Below are 17,104 nucleotides of genomic sequence, written 5' to 3' on the forward strand. Positions count from 1 at the left end.
GGAGGTGATGCTCATGGCTATGAATGATGTATTAACACTGATGATTTCTTTCGGCACGTTAGTAGCATTTATCATGTCCGATAAACACGAATAATCCCTCATGCTCACTGCCAGACGCTTGAGGGATTATTTTCCACTTGTGTCTAACCTCTCTTGTTGGGGTTAGCCTATTGTAACCGTTCCATGTTACCAGCATGGGACGGTTTTATTATTGTATGATCCTCTACCTATAGTATACCATCTATGAATATTTTGTACACCAATGGTTATTTTATATTTTCTGCTGAACAATGAAGTTCATTTATGCTGATTTTTCACTGGTACGCCATTTTTATTGAAACTTTAATTATTCCCCTTCACATTCAACGCCCACGTTCCATTGCGGAATACAGCTTCTGTTGTACCATCTGACTTCACGCCGTCAATATCAAGTTCTTCTGACCCGATCATAAAATCCACATGCGTCAAGCTGTCGTTAACGCCATGCTTGTCCAGCTGAGCTTCATCCATTGCTGAACCACCTTCCAGATTCGTTGGGTACGCTTTACCCAATGCAATATGACAGGATGCATTTTCATCGAACAATGTATTATAAAAGACCAGTTCGGATTGAGAAACCGGAGATTCATGCGGGACCAGGGCAACTTCACCAAGCCTGCGAGCACCTTCGTCCGTATCCAGCAGATGTTTTAACGTATCTTCACCCTGTTCTGCTTTAAAATCTACGACCATTCCATCCTTGAAAGTGAGACTGAAGTTATCAATCAGGCTACCGCCATAATTTAATGGTTTCGTACTGGCTACAGTTCCGTTTACACCATGTTTATGCGGCAGAGAAAACACTTCCTCCGTCGGCATATTTGGATTAAATGTCACACCGCCTTCTGTTTCTGCTGACCCGCCTTTCCAAATATGTCCTTCGGGCAGCTCCATTTCCAAATCCGTCCCCGGTGCTTTAAAAATAAGCTTCTGATAACTTTTCCCGTTTAACACTTCACGGGCAGTTATTAATGTCGCGTTATGCGCTTCCCATGCCGCAACAGGGTCATTCTGATCTACACGCACAATTTTCACAATCGCCTCCCACAGGTTTTCCACAGCATCTTCTTTTGACTTATCCGGAAAAACCTTTTGCGCCCAGTCACCTGTCGGAATTGAAATAATTGACCATGCAATCTTGTCATTCATCGTGTATTTGCGGAAGTTTTTCATCGCTTCTGAGGCCGCTTTCGTTGCTTTCGCCACCCTTCCAGGATCAATATCCTTCAACAAATCCGGATTGGTGGAGCGGATATTCAGTACCGCAGCACCGTCTTCTGCGAAACTGTTCTGCATATCCACTCTCCATTGGGGTATGTCGGTCAGGACTTCATCCGAGACATGCTCATATTTTAATAACGTCAGTTCATCATCAACCCAATTGATATGTACATTCTTCGCTCCCATCTCATAGGCTTTTCCAACAACAGTACGGGTGAAATCCGCCCCTTCAATCGGCGCATTTATCATTAATGCCTGGTTTTTTTGCAGGTTAACCCCTGTCTTTAAAGCCAGTTCGGCATATTTCTCTTGTATTTTGTCATTTATCATACATTTACCTCCACAAATTAAGTTTATATTAGCTATTATTTCATAAAGAGATCCAAATTACCAAAAAATTTTCAGTGTAAGATCAGCCATCGGCAAAACCACCCCCTATTTACGGAATAGGAAGGATGTGCTATTATAATATACAAGTTACTTTTTGTAATTATTGATTAATCTAATTCAATATACAGAATTAAAGCTAGTACAGTGAGGTGATGATCATGGAAACAGCCTTATGTCCTCGTTTTGAAAAAGCGATGAACCTGCTAAGCACACGCTGGGTGGGTTTGATATTATTTGATTTATTAAAAGGGACGAAGCGCTTCTCAGAAATGGAAGCGGAACTGCCAATTAGCGGCAGATTACTTTCAGAACGTTTGAAAATGCTGGAAAAAGAAGGAATTGTCGAACGCACGGTATATTCCGAATTCCCTGTCCGCATAGAATATTCTCTATCTGAAAAAGGAAAAGCATTGGAACCTGTTATTAAGGAAATTCAATCCTGGGCAGACCATCATGTAACAGCTGAAGCATCAGAGGAACAAAATGCCTAAAACGGATGTATGGCGAATATTAGAATAAAAGCTTCTATTTTGAACGATATACAGGCAAAATGAAAAAGAGATTGAAATCGGCGTATAACGTGCCGATTTCTTTTATTTTTCCATTTCATGAATCAAACTAAATCATCCGCTTCCCTTTCATAAATTGCAGCATGAGATATGCCGCTACCCTGCTTGTCATATTACGAAAATCAATCGTTGGATCCATTTCCACCATATCCATTGCTTTCACTTTTTCCTGTTTACCTGCAAATAAAATCCCCTCCAGCAAAGTCTTCGAGTCCATGCCTCCTGGCCCAATCGCCGGACAGCCTGGTGCAAATGCCTGATCAAGCACATCCATATCAACCGACACATAAATACAATCGGTTTGTTCAGAAAGCCTTTGCAACTCTTTTTCCATTATTTTCACCAGGGTCATACTTTCAACTTCTTTCATCGTGTAAACTGAAACCCCTTGCGCTTTGGCATATTCATCATAAGCAAAAGCGTTCGTAAAGTCACGGATTCCTATTTGCACTAGGTGCTCTCCTTTAACCACCTGATCTGTAAGCAAACGTCTGAAGGGAGTTCCATTTGTCGGTCCCCCGTCTTCTGTATTGCGTAAATCATGGTGGGCATCAAACTGAATAACACCAACTGTTTTTTTCTCAGCGAATGCTTTAATGGAGCCATAACTGATAGAATGATCCCCGCCTAGTATCATCCAATTATCTGCAGCTTCAGTAGCAAACACATCTGTTAAGCCTTCCTCCACCCGTTTATGATTCCCAATAACATCTGTCGGATTCATCATCACATCACCAAAATCCAAAATCCTGTCCGTTAACTGTAATTTTTCTTCTCCGGAATAAGTAGAATAACTTTGCAACGCATCACGAATCGTCTTCGGAGCAAAAGAGGCACCCGAATGGCTGATGGAAGGCTTGGAAAAGGGCACCCCTACAAGACCAAACGCTCCCTTCTCCCCGTTTTTCCAGTCCATCAGCAGTTCTTTAGCTTTTGTTGTATAACGATCCTTAAAAATCGCTTCTCCCGTAGGTTTTACATGGCGCAGTTCCATTATCCAACTTCCTGCCTTTCATACAGCACGGTTCCATTTTTCACAACCGTGTTCACATGATTTACCCCGTAATGATACGGAATATACATATGATTTGGCGCGTCCCAGATCACGATGTCTGCATTACCGCCTTCACGGATGCTTCCTGCTTCCGCTCCCTTGCCTATCGCGTGAGCTGCATTAATGGTAACTGCGTGCCAGATTTCAGCCGGTGACATTTTTAATTTCAAAGCAGCAAGCGTCATGATAAATTGCAGATTTTCCGTTACCGAACTGCCCGGGTTGAAATCAGTGGAAATCGCAATGGCAGCACCGGCATCAATCATTTCCCTTGCTCTTGCATAAGTTTCTTTTCCGAGATAAAAGCTTGTTCCCGGCAGGATGACCCCGATGGTATTCGACTCACTCAATTGTTTAATCCCTTCATCTGTTGAAACAGCCAAGTGATCACTGCTTATTGCACCCATTTCCACTGCCAGCTGTGTTCCTCCAAGCGGATCAATTTCATCGGCGTGAATCTTCACATCAAATCCTTTATCCTTCGCCTTTTGTAAAAACGTTCTTGACTGCTCTACCGTAAAAACGCCGGTTTCTGTAAAAATATCCACAAATGCTGCTAGATTTTCCGCTTTGATTTGATCAAATAACTCTGCCATTTCATCCAAAAATGCATCCGGATCTTCTTTATATTCTTTTGGAATGGCATGGGCGCCTAAGTATGTGGATACGATATCAAGTGCATGTTTTTCATTCGCCTCTTTTACTACCCTAAGCTGCTTCAGCTCTGTTTCTTTATTCAGCCCGTAGCCGCTCTTGGCTTCTACTGTTGTGATCCCGTAGGTTGCCATGCGGTCAAGGTGGAACATAGCTTTTTCCAGCAATTCTGCTTCTGTCGCTTCTCGTGTTGCTTCAACAGTAGATAAAATGCCGCCGCCCTGCTTTAAAATCTCCAAATACGGGACTCCCTGCTGTTTCAGTGCCATCTCGCCTTCACGAGAACCGCCAAAAACAAGGTGGGTATGCGCTTCAACAAGGCCAGGTGTGACAAGTCTCCCTTTCGCATCAATCACACGCCTGGCTTCCATGCCAACAGCATCATCAGCGTGACCGAGCCAGGCAACCTCTTCCCCCTTCACAGCGATGGCCATATTTTCAGAAATAAGTAGGTCATTCATTTCCGCTCCCTTTACCGGTACGGCTTTGTCCATTGTTAAAAGTTCTCCTATGTTCGTTATTAGTGTATCGACCTGCATGTTCCTTCCCCTTTCTATTCCTCTTTCATTGGTAATCGGATATCGTTATTTCCAGCAAAATGGATCGCGGATTCATAGCCTGCATCCGCATGGCGGATTACTCCCATTCCCGGATCTGTTGTCAAGACGCGTTCCAGCCGCTCCCTGGCAAGTTCCGTACCGTCTGCAACCGCAACTATCCCGGCATGAAGCGAGTAGCCCATCCCGACACCGCCGCCATGATGAAAGGAAATCCAGGATCCGCCTGCTGCTGTGTTTACGAGGGCATTTAATACAGCCCAGTCAGCCACCGCATCACTCCCGTCTCTCATCCCCTCCGTCTCTCTGTTGGGCGAGGCAACCGAACCACTGTCCAGGTGGTCCCGGCCTATGACAACAGGCGCTTTGATCTCCCCTTTCCTCACCAATTCATTGATCGCCAGTCCCATTTTCATCCTTTCCCCGTAGCCTAGCCAGCAGATCCTTGACGGCAGCCCTTGAAAAGACACCTTTTTCCGAGCCATATCGATCCAGCGGGTCAGCGCCTCATTTTCAGGAAAAAGTTCTTTAATCAGCTCATCGGTACGGTAAATATCCTCCGGGTCTCCGGATAGTGCTGCCCAGCGGAACGGACCTTTTCCCTCAGTGAACAACGGGCGTATAAATGCAGGTACAAAGCCCGGAAAATCAAATGCCTCATGCAAGCCTTCATCGCTTGCCACCTGCCGGATGTTATTCCCGTAGTCAAAAACAATAGAACCGTTTTTCTGAAAATTCAACATGGCTTCTATATGGGTCTTCATGTTGCTTTTGGTTAATTTTGTATAGTTGTCCGGATGATTTTCGCGTAAATTTTCCGCCTCTTCCAACGAATAGCCAACAGGAATATAGCCGTTTAACGGATCATGTGCTGATGTTTGGTCTGTAACAATATCAATTTGGATATCTTTTTCCAGCAGTTGATGATGGATTTCTGCAGCATTTCCGACCAGTCCAATGGATAGAGGTGCTCCTTGTTGTTTTGCCTCCGTTGCCAGCCGAACAGCTTCAGCAAGAGAATGTGTCATAATGTCACAATAAGAGGTTTGCAGTCGCTTTTCAATGCGGTTTTCATCTACCTCAACCGCGATCACTACTCCCTCATTCATCGTAACTGCCAAGGGCTGAGCTCCTCCCATTCCCCCGAGACCTGCCGTTAATGTAATGGTATGTTTCAAAGATCCATTGAAATGTTTTTTTGCAAGTGCGGCAAATGTTTCGTACGTCCCCTGCAAAATCCCCTGTGTACCGATATAAATCCAGCTTCCGGCTGTCATTTGCCCATACATCATCAATCCTTGTTTATCCAGCTCATGAAAATGCTCCCAATTTGCCCATTTTGGAACCAGCACAGAATTGGATAAAAGTACACGCGGCGCATTTTTATGTGTTCTAAAAACGCCAACAGGCTTGCCGGATTGGATCAGCATCGTTTCATCATTTTTTAATGTCCGCAGTGTTCTGACGATCGCATCAAAAGCCTCCCAATTTCTTGCAGCTTTTCCAATTCCGCCATAAACGACCAGTTCGTCCGGTTTTTCTGCGACTTCTGGGTCAAGGTTATTGTAAAGCATTCGCAATGCCGCCTCTTGCTCCCAGCCTTGGCATTCCAGCTCGAGTCCTTTTTTTGCTTTTATATTGCGCATAAATAGCTACCTCCTTCCTTTTTTTAAAGCATCAATGCAATGAAGAAAAGCTTTCCTGACGGATATAACTTTCATCTGCTTCCTTCAGCCATTTCGTCAATTTTTCAATATCAGTAGAAAAAATTCTATCTTTATCAATGCTTGGCACGAATACCCGCCCCTTATCATATAACGCTCTTGTTGCTGTGCTCATTTTTTCAATACCACGATATTCTGCAGCCTGCATAGCACATATTAATTCCATGGAAATAACACGCCTTGTATTGGCAAGCATTTGATATGCATGGCGCGCAGCAATCGTCCCCATGCTGACATGGTCCTCCTGGTTAGCCGATGAGGGAATTGAATCCACACTTGCCGGATGTGCTAAAGTTTTATTTTCCGACACAAGCGCTGCTGCACTATACTGGATAATCATTGCTCCTGATTCCAAACCCGGATTTGGACTCAGAAACGGCGGAAGATCATTCAGTTGCGGGTTGACTAATCTTTCCAGACGTCTTTCGGCTATATTTGCCAGTTCAGCAATCGCCAGCTTAAAAAAATCCATGGCAAGTGCCACAGGCTCGCCGTGAAAATTGCCGCCTGATATCACTTTTTCTGTTTCTGTAAAAATCAGTGGATTATCTGTCACTGCATTCATCTCTGTTTCTATCAGTTGCTTCACGTAATGAAAAGATTGCCAGCAGGCACCAAGCACTTGGGGAATACAGCGTATAGAATAGGCATCCTGCACTCGCTCCTCCCCTTGTTTTGTCGTTAATTTGCTGTCACTCAAATGGCTGCGAATGCGTCCAGCAGTGCTTATCTGTTCTTTATGCCCGCGTGCCTTATGCAGTTCTGCATCAAAAGGGTCCATAATGCCGCCTACCCCTTCTATTGTCATGGCAGCAATTTTTTCACTTTGATATAGCAGTTTTTCTATTTCAATTATGGTAATGATGCCAACTGCCGTCATTGCCTGCGTGCCGTTAATTAACGCCAGCCCTTCCTTTGCTTTTAATGTTAAAGTCTCGAGGCCCGCCTCGGCCATAGCCGCTGATGCTGTCATTCGTTTCCCTTCGAAATAAACTTCCCCTTCTCCAAGAAGTGCCAACACCAGATGCGCGAGTGGTGCAAGATCACCGCTGGCTCCCAGGGAACCCTGCTGTGGAATAACCGGATGAATCCCGGCATTGATAAAATCTATCAGCTGCTGCAGCACTTCCACTCGCACACCCGAAAATCCCTGTGCCAATGCATTGGCTCGAAGCAAGAGCATTGTACGGCTGATTTCCTCGGAAAATGGCTCCCCTACCCCGCAAGCATGCGAGTGAATCAGATTCAGCTGCAGTTCATCCAGATCCTTTTCTTCTATAATGACATCACTAAATTTCCCGAACCCTGTGTTAATGCCATACATTGTTTTCTTTTCCGCAATCATTTTTTCTACCACACGTCTGTTTTCTTTTATTTTTACCGAAGCTTCTCTCGCTAATTGAACATGTTCATGATGGAAAATCACCTGCTCTGCCTCGTTCCAAGTCAATGTTTTCCCTGTTAATATAACCATGTTACACCCCCGCAGTATTGCTTTAACAGAATAAAGCAGAAAAAATAAAAGGAGGCGTTGGATTAAACCACGCCTCCTGCATATTCTATGTATTTATTTAATGGTCTGCTTAGACAGCACATTGCAAACACCTCAAAGTTATAAATATATTGACTTCTTACATTGTAAGCGTTTTCTAAATGAAAATCAAGTGTGTTGTGATGCTGCGATTATATGGTCCGGTTTCTCTTGAACAACAGCCTGTTTCATGATAATCTTTCTTAAACACCACACATGACTAGTCAAATTTATTTTGGGCAATTTAAGTATATCATTATTTGTTTCCAGTTATTAACGATTTCAAAGAACAAACTAAATTATTTTTTGAATGGGAAGGAAGTTTATGAAGAAAAGAGAGTCGTATAAAAATCCAGTATTTTTTACTTCTGCAATTATCGTTGGTTTATTAGTGATCATTGGAGCATTCATGCCAGAACAATTTGGTGCGGTTTCGCAAACACTTTTCGATTTTACAACTATAAACTTTGGGTGGTTTTATTTACTTGCCGTTTTCATTATCATTCTATTCCTTGTTGGTATTTCTATCAGTAAACACGGGAAAACGCGATTAGGCCCATCTGATTCGCGGCCGGAATACCCATTTTTCACATGGATTGGCATGTTGTTTTCGGCTGGTTTTGGGGTATCCCTTGTTTTCTGGAGCGTTGCAGAGCCGATGAGTCATTTTTTTGTTCCACCGTTTCCCGAACTGGAAGCGCTGACGGAAGAAACTGCAAGAGTAGCCATGGGGTATTCCTTTTTTCACTGGGGGATCAGCCAGTGGGCGGTTTTTGCACTTGCAGGACTGGCGATCGCTTTTCTCCAATTTAGAAGAAACAGAAGCGGGCTGGTTTCTGCAGCAATAGAACCAGTAGTTGGCAAAAACAAGACAGTAGCAAATACGGTTAATATTTTGGCGGTAATAGCTACCGTTATGGGGGTAGCAACAACTGTCGGCCTCTCGTTTATTCAGCTGAACGGAGGGTTATCATCCGTATTTAATATACCAAATCACATTGGCATACAGGTTGTTATAGCACTTGTCATGCTGGCGGCATATCTGACTTCCAGTGTAACGGGGCTCGATAAAGGAATTAAATGGCTAAGCAATATCAATTTGGGATTGGCTCTTTTAATTATGGTCATTGTATTTATCTTAGGCCCAACCGTATTTATTTTAAACACATTTGTACTCGGCATGGGTGATTATATTACCAGTTTTGTACAGTACAGCTTGCGTCTCTCCCCGTATACCGGCGGTGATTGGGTTTATGACTGGACCATATTCTACTGGGCATGGGCGATTGCCTGGTCCCCATTTGTAGGAGCATTTGTTGCACGCGTATCCAGAGGCAGAACCATTCGGGAATTTGTTGCTGGTGTCATGGTCGTACCCCCGGCAATTGCCTGTGTCTGGATAGCAGTATTTGGCGGTACAGCGATTTATAGTGATTTGAATAATGGAACGCAAATTGCCGAAGCTGTAGACGAAGATGTAACGGTAGCCCTGTTTGAAGCCTTGGGTGTTGTACCGTTTACGGATATTCTTTCTATTATATCCATTTTGCTTATTTTTACATTTATGGTAACCTCCGCTGACTCAGCTTCTTATATTCTGGGCAGTATGACATCAAAGGGAACCTTGAATCCTATGCTGATCACCAAAATTATCTGGGGTGTCCTTATCACAGCTATTGCCCTTGTATTATTATTCACTGGTGGACTTGAGGCATTGCAGACTGCATCATTAACAGCAGCATTGCCATTCACCGTTATTCTCCTGATTATGCTTGTTTCGATATTTAAAGGGGTAAAAGATAAAAAAGGTGAAAAGTAAACACATAAGAAAGCAGCTAAAAGATCATTCTTTTAGCTGCTTTTTATAATTTACAGAAGCTGGAAGACACTAATTCAACACGACCTAAACCAAGCTTTTACGATCCTTCATCACCCGTTTGAGAAACATCTTTATTGCAGGTGGGAAATTTTATTGTTACTTACCATTTTTATTTATTTTTGTAAAAATCAATAACAGCTATAGCCGATGCCACAACCTCATTCGGAAGATCCTTTGGCGAAATTACATTGATTTTATTTCCGAATCCTAATATAAACTCGATAGCCTCTTGCTTATCATTAAATCTTAAAGTAGCTGGGATCCATTTACCTGCATTCTGGTTTTCTGTTTTTATCGGGTCTTCGGAATATATAGTGGAATTACTATTTTAATTACTTGATAAAAATCACATCATAAATCGGATTATATAGTGGAATAATGGATTAATTAAACCATACTATAGTCAAAATCTTTTAAAAAAGAACTTGAAAAACATTTTAAATCGAATTACCTTATCTAAGAAAGGAGGATTAAAATATGAAAATAACTATTGAAGAATTACCTGAATCAAGGATTGCTTATTTCCGAAATGTTAGGGAGTATGGTGAAAAGCAAAACAAAGAATTAATGGAGAATTTTAAAATGTGGGCAAAATCGAATGGTGTATTTGATAATTCTACAATTTTAGGTATACCGCAAGATAATCCAGAGATTACTCCTAAAGAGGAATGTCGTTATGATGTTTGCGTTGTTATAAATAAAGATTTTAATGTGGAAAAACCAGCTCATGTTGGTGAATTTTCTGGTGGGAAATACGCTGTTTTCTTGCTTGACCATACAAAAGAGGCAGTCAGTGAATTTTGGGGCAATATTTTTTCTGAGATAGAAAGAAATAATTTATCAATAAGAGAACGACCAATTATAGAAAGATATACTTCACAAATGATTGATAATCATTTGTGTGAAATATTAGTTCCTATACAGTAACGAAGCAGGGACATTTCCCACCTTCTGTTTAAAGGATGAACAACATGACAGACCTACTATGTCTTGCAGATCTAACTGCAATTGAACCACCACAAGAAAATGACACCGATATGATGTTTAAAGTTGAAGCAGTCGAGCCACCTGAACGTTGTCCTGAATGTGGTTTTGACAAGTTGTACAAACACAGTTCAAGAAAGCAACTAATTATGGATTTGCCCATTCGTTTAAAGCGAGTGGGCTTACAATTGAACCGCAGACGATACAAGTGTCGTGAATGCGGATCTACCTTCTAGGAACGCCTAATATCCGTTGATGAAAAACGTAGTATGACCAAAAGGCTTTTAAAGTCCATTCAAGAGCAATCCATGTCTCAGACCTTTGTAGATAGTCGCAGAAAGCGTTGGTGTTGACGAGAAAACCGTTAGGAACGTCTTTAAGGATTATGTGACACTCAAAGAACGTGAATACCAGTTTGAGACTCCTAAATGGCTTGGGATAGACGAGATACATATTATTCGTAAACCTCGGCTTGTATTGACTAATGTTGAACGTATGACTATCTATGACATAAAGCCTAACCGTAACAAGGAAACAGTCATCCAACGTCTTTCAGAAATCAGTGACAGGACTAATATTGAGTACGTCACAATGGATATGTGGAAGCCCTACAAAGACGCAGTGAACACTATCCTTCCACACGCTAAAGTTGTCGTAGATAAGTTCCATGTAGTTAGAATGGCTAATCAAGCATTAGATAACGTCAGAAAGTCTTTGAAAGCCCAAATGAGCCAAAAAGAAAGACGTACCCTTATGCGTGAAAGGTTTATCCTTCTAAAGTGTAAACACGATCTAATAGACCTCTCATTGAAAGAAACCAGAACCTTTAATCAGTTTGTTGAATTGCATTATGAAGTTAAAAAGGAAACGTCTGACTAGCCAAAAAAATATGTAAGCAATAGCATTCTTTTCGGGGTAGTTTTTCTTTCCCCTTTCTCAACAATATATAGCCCTAATATGGATATACGCTAGTCTTTATTAGGGGCATTGTCCCTTTTGTGGAAAATAAAAGCATATACTTTCCAGTAGTTCAACGTCCGGAAAGTATATTTTGTAATATTCTATGCTGCTCGGCAGTATGGCCGACTGAGGATGACCATTGCTGTGAAAGAAACATTATTATTGCCACTCAATAACAACTGATTGCCCTATCTGGCCCAGGGGAAATCTGTCCCAAATATCTCTGCAAATTCCTTGGATTGCTTACGTCGTTCCTGGCGCTGCAGTGCTCGAGAGGATGCAAGCTTATTCAGTGCCTTTTCCTGCTCTGTTTCCGGATAAACCTCTGGAACGGCTGAAGGTTTACCGTCTTCTCCAATGGCAACAAATGTTAAGAAGGCAGTGGTACATACTTTCCGGTCTCCGGTTAGCAGATTTTCTGTCACTGCCTTAACAAATACCTCCATCGATGTCCGGTGTGTCCAAGTAACAAAAGCTTCCAGACAAATAGAATCCCCCTCTTTTACCGGTGCGAGAAAATCAACCGAATCTGTAGAAGCTGTTACTACAGGCTTTCTCGCATGTCTCACTGCAGCTATGGCTGCTACATCATCCACATAAGCCATCAGCCTGCCGCCAAACAACGTGCCGTGCGAATTTGTATCAGGGGGCAGGACATGGGATGTTTTTACTGCTAACGAATACGAGCAAGGCTTTTCATCCATCGGGGTTCATCCTTTCTTTTTGTTGTTTCATAGCACTTTCATAACCGTTTTTTGTGGGGTTTCATTCTTAACCTTTCCCTTTTGTTACTTGGATGATGCATATTTTTTCATGCTACAACACCGGTGAAATCAGCCTGGAAATAGACTCTTTAAATCGGATGCCAAGCGAACGGTTTTCGTATAATTTTTTCGACATTTGTGTAGATACTTCCATATCATCGAAAAAAGCCTGTTCCAGCTCCTGTGTAATTTCCCTGTCATACAAGAATGCGTTCACTTCAAAATTCAAGCGAAAGCTTCGCACATCAATATTTGCCGTACCGACAGAAGCGATTTTTCCGTCTACAATGATCGTCTTAGCGTGTAAAAAACCATTCTGGTAAATATAGGTTTCCGCTCCCGCGTTGAGCATATCACCAATATTACTTAATGTTGCCCAGTAAACAAATGGGTGGTCGGGTTTATTCGGGATCATGATTTTTACATCAATCCCGGATAAGATAGCAATACGCAAAACATCCCGCAAACTTTCATCAGGTATAAAATAAGGTGTCTGTATATAAATATATTCCTTCGCCGACATGATCATTTTAATATAGCCGTTTTTGATCTGTTCCCAATCCGAATCAGGCCCGCTGGAAACAATTTGAACACCGGCGTCTCCCCGGTTTTTGGCGTCGTAAAACCTGTCTTCGTATAAAATATCATTGCGCGAAGCCTGATTCCAATCAAGTATATACCTTGTCTGCATGTTCCTGACAGCATCTCCGTAAATACGCAGATGCGTATCCCGCCAATAGCCGAATTTCTTTTTCCTGCCAAGGTATTCGTCGCCGATATTAAAACCGCCTATATAGCCGATTTTTCCATCAATGATTGCCAATTTACGATGATTCCGGTAATTGATCTTAAAATTAAACGTTGGAATTTTAGGTGGAAAAAATGATTCTACCTGTACACCGGCATTTCGCAGGCGCTTTATGTATTTTCTGCCCAATCGGCGTGAACCCATGTCATCATAAAGCAAGCGCACTTCCACGCCTTCATTTGCCTTTTTAACGAGCACATCTGCAATCCGCCTTCCCAGGTTATCGTTGCGGATTATATAGTATAAAAGGTGGATGTGATCCACCGCTCTTTCCATATCCTGAATCAGGGCATCAAATTTTTTAGCACCATCTGTATAAATATCTATCTTATTATCCTGGGTATATATCGCATCATCATTCCTCAGATGCAAATAAACAAGATCCTCGTACTCTGCGATGGATTCATGCTTAAAATCAAAGTTTTTATCTTCCAGTGCCCGCAATTGTGACTGCACCGCTGTTTTTACCCCTAATCTACTTTTCGTATCCCATGTGAATATCCGCCGTTTGCTGATTGGCTTACCAAAAATCAGATAAATGAAAAATCCGGCAATCGGAATAAATAGCAATACCATCAGCCAGGCCCATGTGGCAGGAGCGTCTTTTCTTTCCAGAAATATAATCGAAATACCCAAGGCAATATTTAATATTAATATGATTCCCAATAGCAGTGTTAGTATGTCCATTTTCAACGTCCTCCACATATAAAAAAACCCGGTTTTCGCCAATAAAAGCCCCGATAGTATTTTACACCATTACGAAAGCCATACACAGGATTCGATGCGAAAATCCCCATTTGTTGTTTTGAAGTTAAAAAGTTTGCACCTTCTCATTCTCACCACATAGCCTGAGATTGATTTCCTGTGATTATTCACTAATGATAATATAGCATATTTTCCTTATTCACTGTTAATTATTGGGCGATTGTTTACATGTGCAGGCAGTCTATATTGATTATTCATCCGCATTTTTATCCATGGCTTTTTTCCTTAAATGATAAATGTAACTTATAGGGACAAAACCACAAATGAAAAATATCCCACCTATTAAAAGACCATTTAATATGCCAAATCCATCTGTTAAAGTGACTAAAACACCAACGATAAGGCAAATCGCTATCAATACAGACAGCGAAATAATTAATCCTTTTTTTGGTGATGTTTTCGTACGATGATTTTCCACGCTAATACTCATGGATAAATAAAGAGATACGATAACTGTGATCATAAATACAAACCATAAGGGATTATCAGTCATTCCATCCATACCTTTGGTGATAAGGTCGTACCCTAAAATCCCAAGGATTCCAAGTGTTTGAATACCATAAGCTATGCGTATATTTTGCAGGTTTTTCAATTTTAAACGTTCATCTTTAATTTTTTTCATCATTTTACCAATCTCCCTTCTCCAGCCAGAAAACTTCATCCAATGTTTTGTTTACTGCATAACAAATTTGCAGGCATAGTTTTAAAGTCGGATTATACTTCCCTTTTTCAATCAAACTGATCGTTTGACGGGTAACGCCTGTTTTTTCAGCTAGCTGTTGTTGTGTCAGATCTACTTGGACACGGGCAACCTTGAGCGTGTTTTTCACAATTACAACCACCTCTTGCTCTTTTTTCAATATATATATATTACATTATATAATATATACCTTACATATTTCAATATATATGTTACATCGGTTAAATCCTCACCTTAGATTTAAACATAACAAAAAGCATGGTCCATTCATCCGAGAATGAATTACCATGCTTTTTACTGATTGTGTTTTTTACTTTTAAATTTTATTTAGTGCCTGATCCAAATCCTTCCAGATGTCCTCCCAGGATTCCAGGCCGACTGATAACCGAATAAGCTGATCAGAGAGGCCCATATTTTCACGGGTTACTCTTGGCACGACCGCATGTGTCATTGTGGCCGGATGCTGAATCAGTGTTTCTGCATCACCAAGGCTTACAGCAATCTTTAAAAAGCCTAAGTTATTCAACAACTGCTGCGCTTCTTTCTTCGAGCCTTTTACATCAAAGGAAATCACTCCGCCGCCGCGTTTCATTTGTTTTTTTGCAATAACATGATCCGGGTTTGCTTCATCACACGGATAATACACACTTTCCACTTTTGGATGGTTACGCAGTTTTTCTACGATGATTTCTGCATTATCACAGTGCCGGTCAAGCCGGATTGGCAATGTTTTCAATCCCCGGAGCAACAGCCAGGCATCAAACGGGGACATAATCCCGCCTATATCCTTCTGTGTTGTCATGGCCACTTTATCAAGGAAGTCCTTTTTTCCGACAACAAGCCCTGCAACCACATCGCCGTGACCGCCAATATATTTCGTGGCACTGTGTATCACGACGTCACAGCCCAGTTCGATAGGACGCTGCAGATAAGGTGATGCAAATGTGTTGTCCACGACTACAGGAATATCGTATTCCTTTGCCACCTCGGCGACCAACTCTAAATCAATTAATTTCATTGTTGGATTGATTGGCGTTTCCACGTAAATACAGGCAGTTTCCGGTTTAATTTGGGAGCGTACCTCTTCTTTTGTTTTCATCATGGAAAAATCATGCATAATATTATATTTTTCTTCCATTAGTGTAAGCAAGCCAAATGTACAGCCATATAATCCGGAGGAGCATAAAATATGGTCATTTGCTTTGGTCAGGGCAACCAAGATAGCTGAAACAGCAGCCATACCTGATGCAAAAGCAAGTCCCCTTTCTCCATTCTCAAGCGCGGCAATTCGTTCTTCCAGCACTTTTACGGTCGGATTGCCAAGCCGGGAATACATGTACCCTGCTTCTTCACCGGCAAACCGTGCCTCTCCCTGTTCCGCTGTGTCAAAGGTGAAAGTGGATGTTTGAAATAACGGTGTTGCCAAGCTTCCAAGCATATCTTTTGAATCGTAGCCTTCGTGAATTACGTTCGTTTCAAAATGAGCAGATTTTTTAGTCATACGGATCCCCCTCTGTAATAATCTGTGAAATCATGCCTACTATTATCTTATTCTATTAGTGCAATCTTTGAAAGCGTTTTCCTGCATTTCCTAGATATATAGCTTTTTATCTCTCTTATGCATCATTTTAGAATTTCCTTCTACATATTGCTGTTGTGGTTTCTACAGCATTAGTAGGATTGATATCAATTGCTTACAAATTATAAATTAACTCTTAATTAATTTTACTATTTGTTAAATCATTTATATATTGCATCATTCTATTTAATTGAATATTGTATTTATCTATTACAGATTTGAAACACTTTACAAATAGTACAAATAGAAAGTATCCAATAACGGCTCCAATTGTATTATTAATTAAATCATTAACATTGACAGTTCTTTGTGAGATTTGCGTAATCACCATATTTGTGAATTGGAGCAGTTCTAAGGAAAAACTAAATAAAATGCCGAACAATATTATCCTTTTTAAATTCACTCTAATTAAAAAGCCTGATCCGAAACCGAATGGTATTGTCATTACAATATTTGCAAGGCCGGCGGGTGAGATTAATTCCGACAGTTGGGGGATGTATATAATATTGTTTTGGAAAATTTCACTATATGACAACCTTAGTCCCTCTGGGGTTTGTATGTAAATTGGAAATTGTGTATAGCTGAGCGTAAATAAGATATAAACATAAAAAATGGAGAAAAAAACAAGATACATATAACTTTTATTTTTTTTTTATTTAAAAATAATATAATTGCTGCACCAATAATAATTAAAAAAACCCATAGTGGCAAATAGCTCGGTGTAATAACCATACTTCTCATCACCTCAAAAAAAGATATAGAGCCACTAGAAAAATTAAGTGACTCTATTAATAATGATTATTTGTTCACTTAATCTTACTAACTTGTGGATAACGTAAGCGCTTTATTTTACATCAATAAACAATAATCTATTAATCGTATATTTATGTTATTGATCAATCTATCCATTCCAATCTCAATATCTT

At 40.9% G+C, this 17,104-nt stretch carries 15 protein-coding genes and 1 pseudogene; 4 read left to right on the forward strand and 12 right to left on the reverse strand.

Going from position 1 to position 17,104, the window contains the following annotated elements; translation table 11 throughout:
- Positions 1-342: 342 nt before the first annotated feature.
- Positions 343-1,590, reverse strand: a complete 1,248-nt coding sequence (locus ACDX78_RS16655; RefSeq protein ID WP_486029289.1) for an aminopeptidase — start codon at positions 1,588-1,590, stop codon at positions 343-345.
- A 218-nt stretch (positions 1,591-1,808) separates the two neighbouring features.
- Here ACDX78_RS16655 and ACDX78_RS16660 point away from each other — a divergent pair, with 218 nt between their 5' ends.
- On the forward strand, positions 1,809-2,141 hold the full coding sequence (locus tag ACDX78_RS16660) for a winged helix-turn-helix transcriptional regulator (protein ID WP_486029290.1): 333 nt from the start codon (positions 1,809-1,811) through the stop codon (positions 2,139-2,141).
- Positions 2,142-2,268: 127 nt separating this feature from the next.
- Here the strand turns inward: ACDX78_RS16660 and hutG are convergent, their stop codons facing one another.
- Genes hutG through hutH form a run of 4 tightly spaced genes read right to left on the reverse strand, consistent with a single transcriptional unit; the run spans position 2,269 to position 7,682 of the window.
- Entirely contained in the window at positions 2,269-3,213 is a 945-nt protein-coding gene (hutG, locus tag ACDX78_RS16665; RefSeq protein WP_486029291.1) for a formimidoylglutamase, read from the reverse strand.
- On the reverse strand, positions 3,213-4,466 hold the full coding sequence (gene hutI, locus ACDX78_RS16670; RefSeq protein WP_486029292.1) for an imidazolonepropionase: 1,254 nt from the start codon (positions 4,464-4,466) through the stop codon (positions 3,213-3,215). The genes hutG and hutI overlap by 1 nt, the downstream gene beginning before the upstream one ends.
- Positions 4,467-4,480: 14 nt before the next feature.
- Complete coding sequence (hutU, locus tag ACDX78_RS16675) at positions 4,481-6,130, reverse strand: urocanate hydratase (protein WP_486029293.1); 1,650 nt, start codon at positions 6,128-6,130, stop codon at positions 4,481-4,483.
- 31 nt (positions 6,131-6,161) lie between these two features.
- The gene (gene hutH, locus ACDX78_RS16680; RefSeq protein ID WP_486029294.1) at positions 6,162-7,682 is read right to left on the reverse strand and encodes a histidine ammonia-lyase; all 1,521 of its coding nucleotides are present in this window, start codon (positions 7,680-7,682) and stop codon (positions 6,162-6,164) included.
- 382 nt (positions 7,683-8,064) lie between these two features.
- Here hutH and ACDX78_RS16685 point away from each other — a divergent pair, with 382 nt between their 5' ends.
- Complete coding sequence (locus ACDX78_RS16685; RefSeq protein WP_486029295.1) at positions 8,065-9,558, forward strand: BCCT family transporter; 1,494 nt, start codon at positions 8,065-8,067, stop codon at positions 9,556-9,558.
- A gap of 169 nt (positions 9,559-9,727) precedes the next feature.
- Here the strand turns inward: ACDX78_RS16685 and ACDX78_RS16690 are convergent, their stop codons facing one another.
- Complete coding sequence (locus ACDX78_RS16690; RefSeq protein WP_486029336.1) at positions 9,728-9,931, reverse strand: WCX domain-containing protein; 204 nt, start codon at positions 9,929-9,931, stop codon at positions 9,728-9,730.
- A gap of 164 nt (positions 9,932-10,095) precedes the next feature.
- Here ACDX78_RS16690 and ACDX78_RS16695 point away from each other — a divergent pair, with 164 nt between their 5' ends.
- Positions 10,096-10,545, forward strand: coding sequence for an AraC family transcriptional regulator (locus ACDX78_RS16695; protein WP_486029296.1), 450 nt, complete (start codon positions 10,096-10,098; stop codon positions 10,543-10,545).
- Positions 10,546-10,589: 44 nt separating this feature from the next.
- Positions 10,590-11,397 (forward strand): annotated as a pseudogene (locus ACDX78_RS16700) (ISL3 family transposase); the annotation flags it as partial.
- A 353-nt stretch (positions 11,398-11,750) separates the two neighbouring features.
- On the opposite strand, the gene ACDX78_RS16705 reads toward ACDX78_RS16700, so the two are convergent.
- The 6 genes from ACDX78_RS16705 to ACDX78_RS16730 all read right to left on the reverse strand — a co-directional run bounded on the left by ACDX78_RS16705 (position 11,751) and on the right by ACDX78_RS16730 (position 16,812).
- On the reverse strand, positions 11,751-12,266 hold the full coding sequence (locus tag ACDX78_RS16705) for an acyl-CoA thioesterase (protein WP_486029297.1): 516 nt from the start codon (positions 12,264-12,266) through the stop codon (positions 11,751-11,753).
- A 112-nt stretch (positions 12,267-12,378) separates the two neighbouring features.
- The gene (gene cls, locus ACDX78_RS16710; RefSeq protein ID WP_486029298.1) at positions 12,379-13,821 is read right to left on the reverse strand and encodes a cardiolipin synthase; all 1,443 of its coding nucleotides are present in this window, start codon (positions 13,819-13,821) and stop codon (positions 12,379-12,381) included.
- Between the two features lie 268 nt (positions 13,822-14,089).
- Positions 14,090-14,521 (reverse strand): hypothetical protein, encoded by a 432-nt coding sequence (locus ACDX78_RS16715; RefSeq protein WP_486029337.1) that lies wholly within the window; start codon positions 14,519-14,521, stop codon positions 14,090-14,092.
- Between the two features lie 4 nt (positions 14,522-14,525).
- Positions 14,526-14,729: a helix-turn-helix transcriptional regulator gene (locus ACDX78_RS16720; protein ID WP_486029299.1), complete on the reverse strand. Its 204-nt coding sequence runs from the start codon at positions 14,727-14,729 to the stop codon at positions 14,526-14,528.
- 186 nt (positions 14,730-14,915) lie between these two features.
- Positions 14,916-16,100 carry a methionine gamma-lyase gene (gene megL, locus ACDX78_RS16725; protein WP_486029300.1) on the reverse strand — a complete coding sequence of 395 codons (1,185 nt, stop codon included), beginning with the start codon at positions 16,098-16,100 and terminating at the stop codon, positions 14,916-14,918.
- Between the two features lie 214 nt (positions 16,101-16,314).
- Positions 16,315-16,812, reverse strand: a complete 498-nt coding sequence (locus ACDX78_RS16730; RefSeq protein ID WP_486029301.1) for a VanZ family protein — start codon at positions 16,810-16,812, stop codon at positions 16,315-16,317.
- Positions 16,813-17,104: the final 292 nt, after the last annotated feature.

Origin of the sequence: Virgibacillus oceani (assembly GCF_041521345.1) — a bacterium.
GTDB classification, from domain to species: domain Bacteria; phylum Bacillota; class Bacilli; order Bacillales; family Amphibacillaceae; genus Virgibacillus_N; species Virgibacillus_N oceani_A.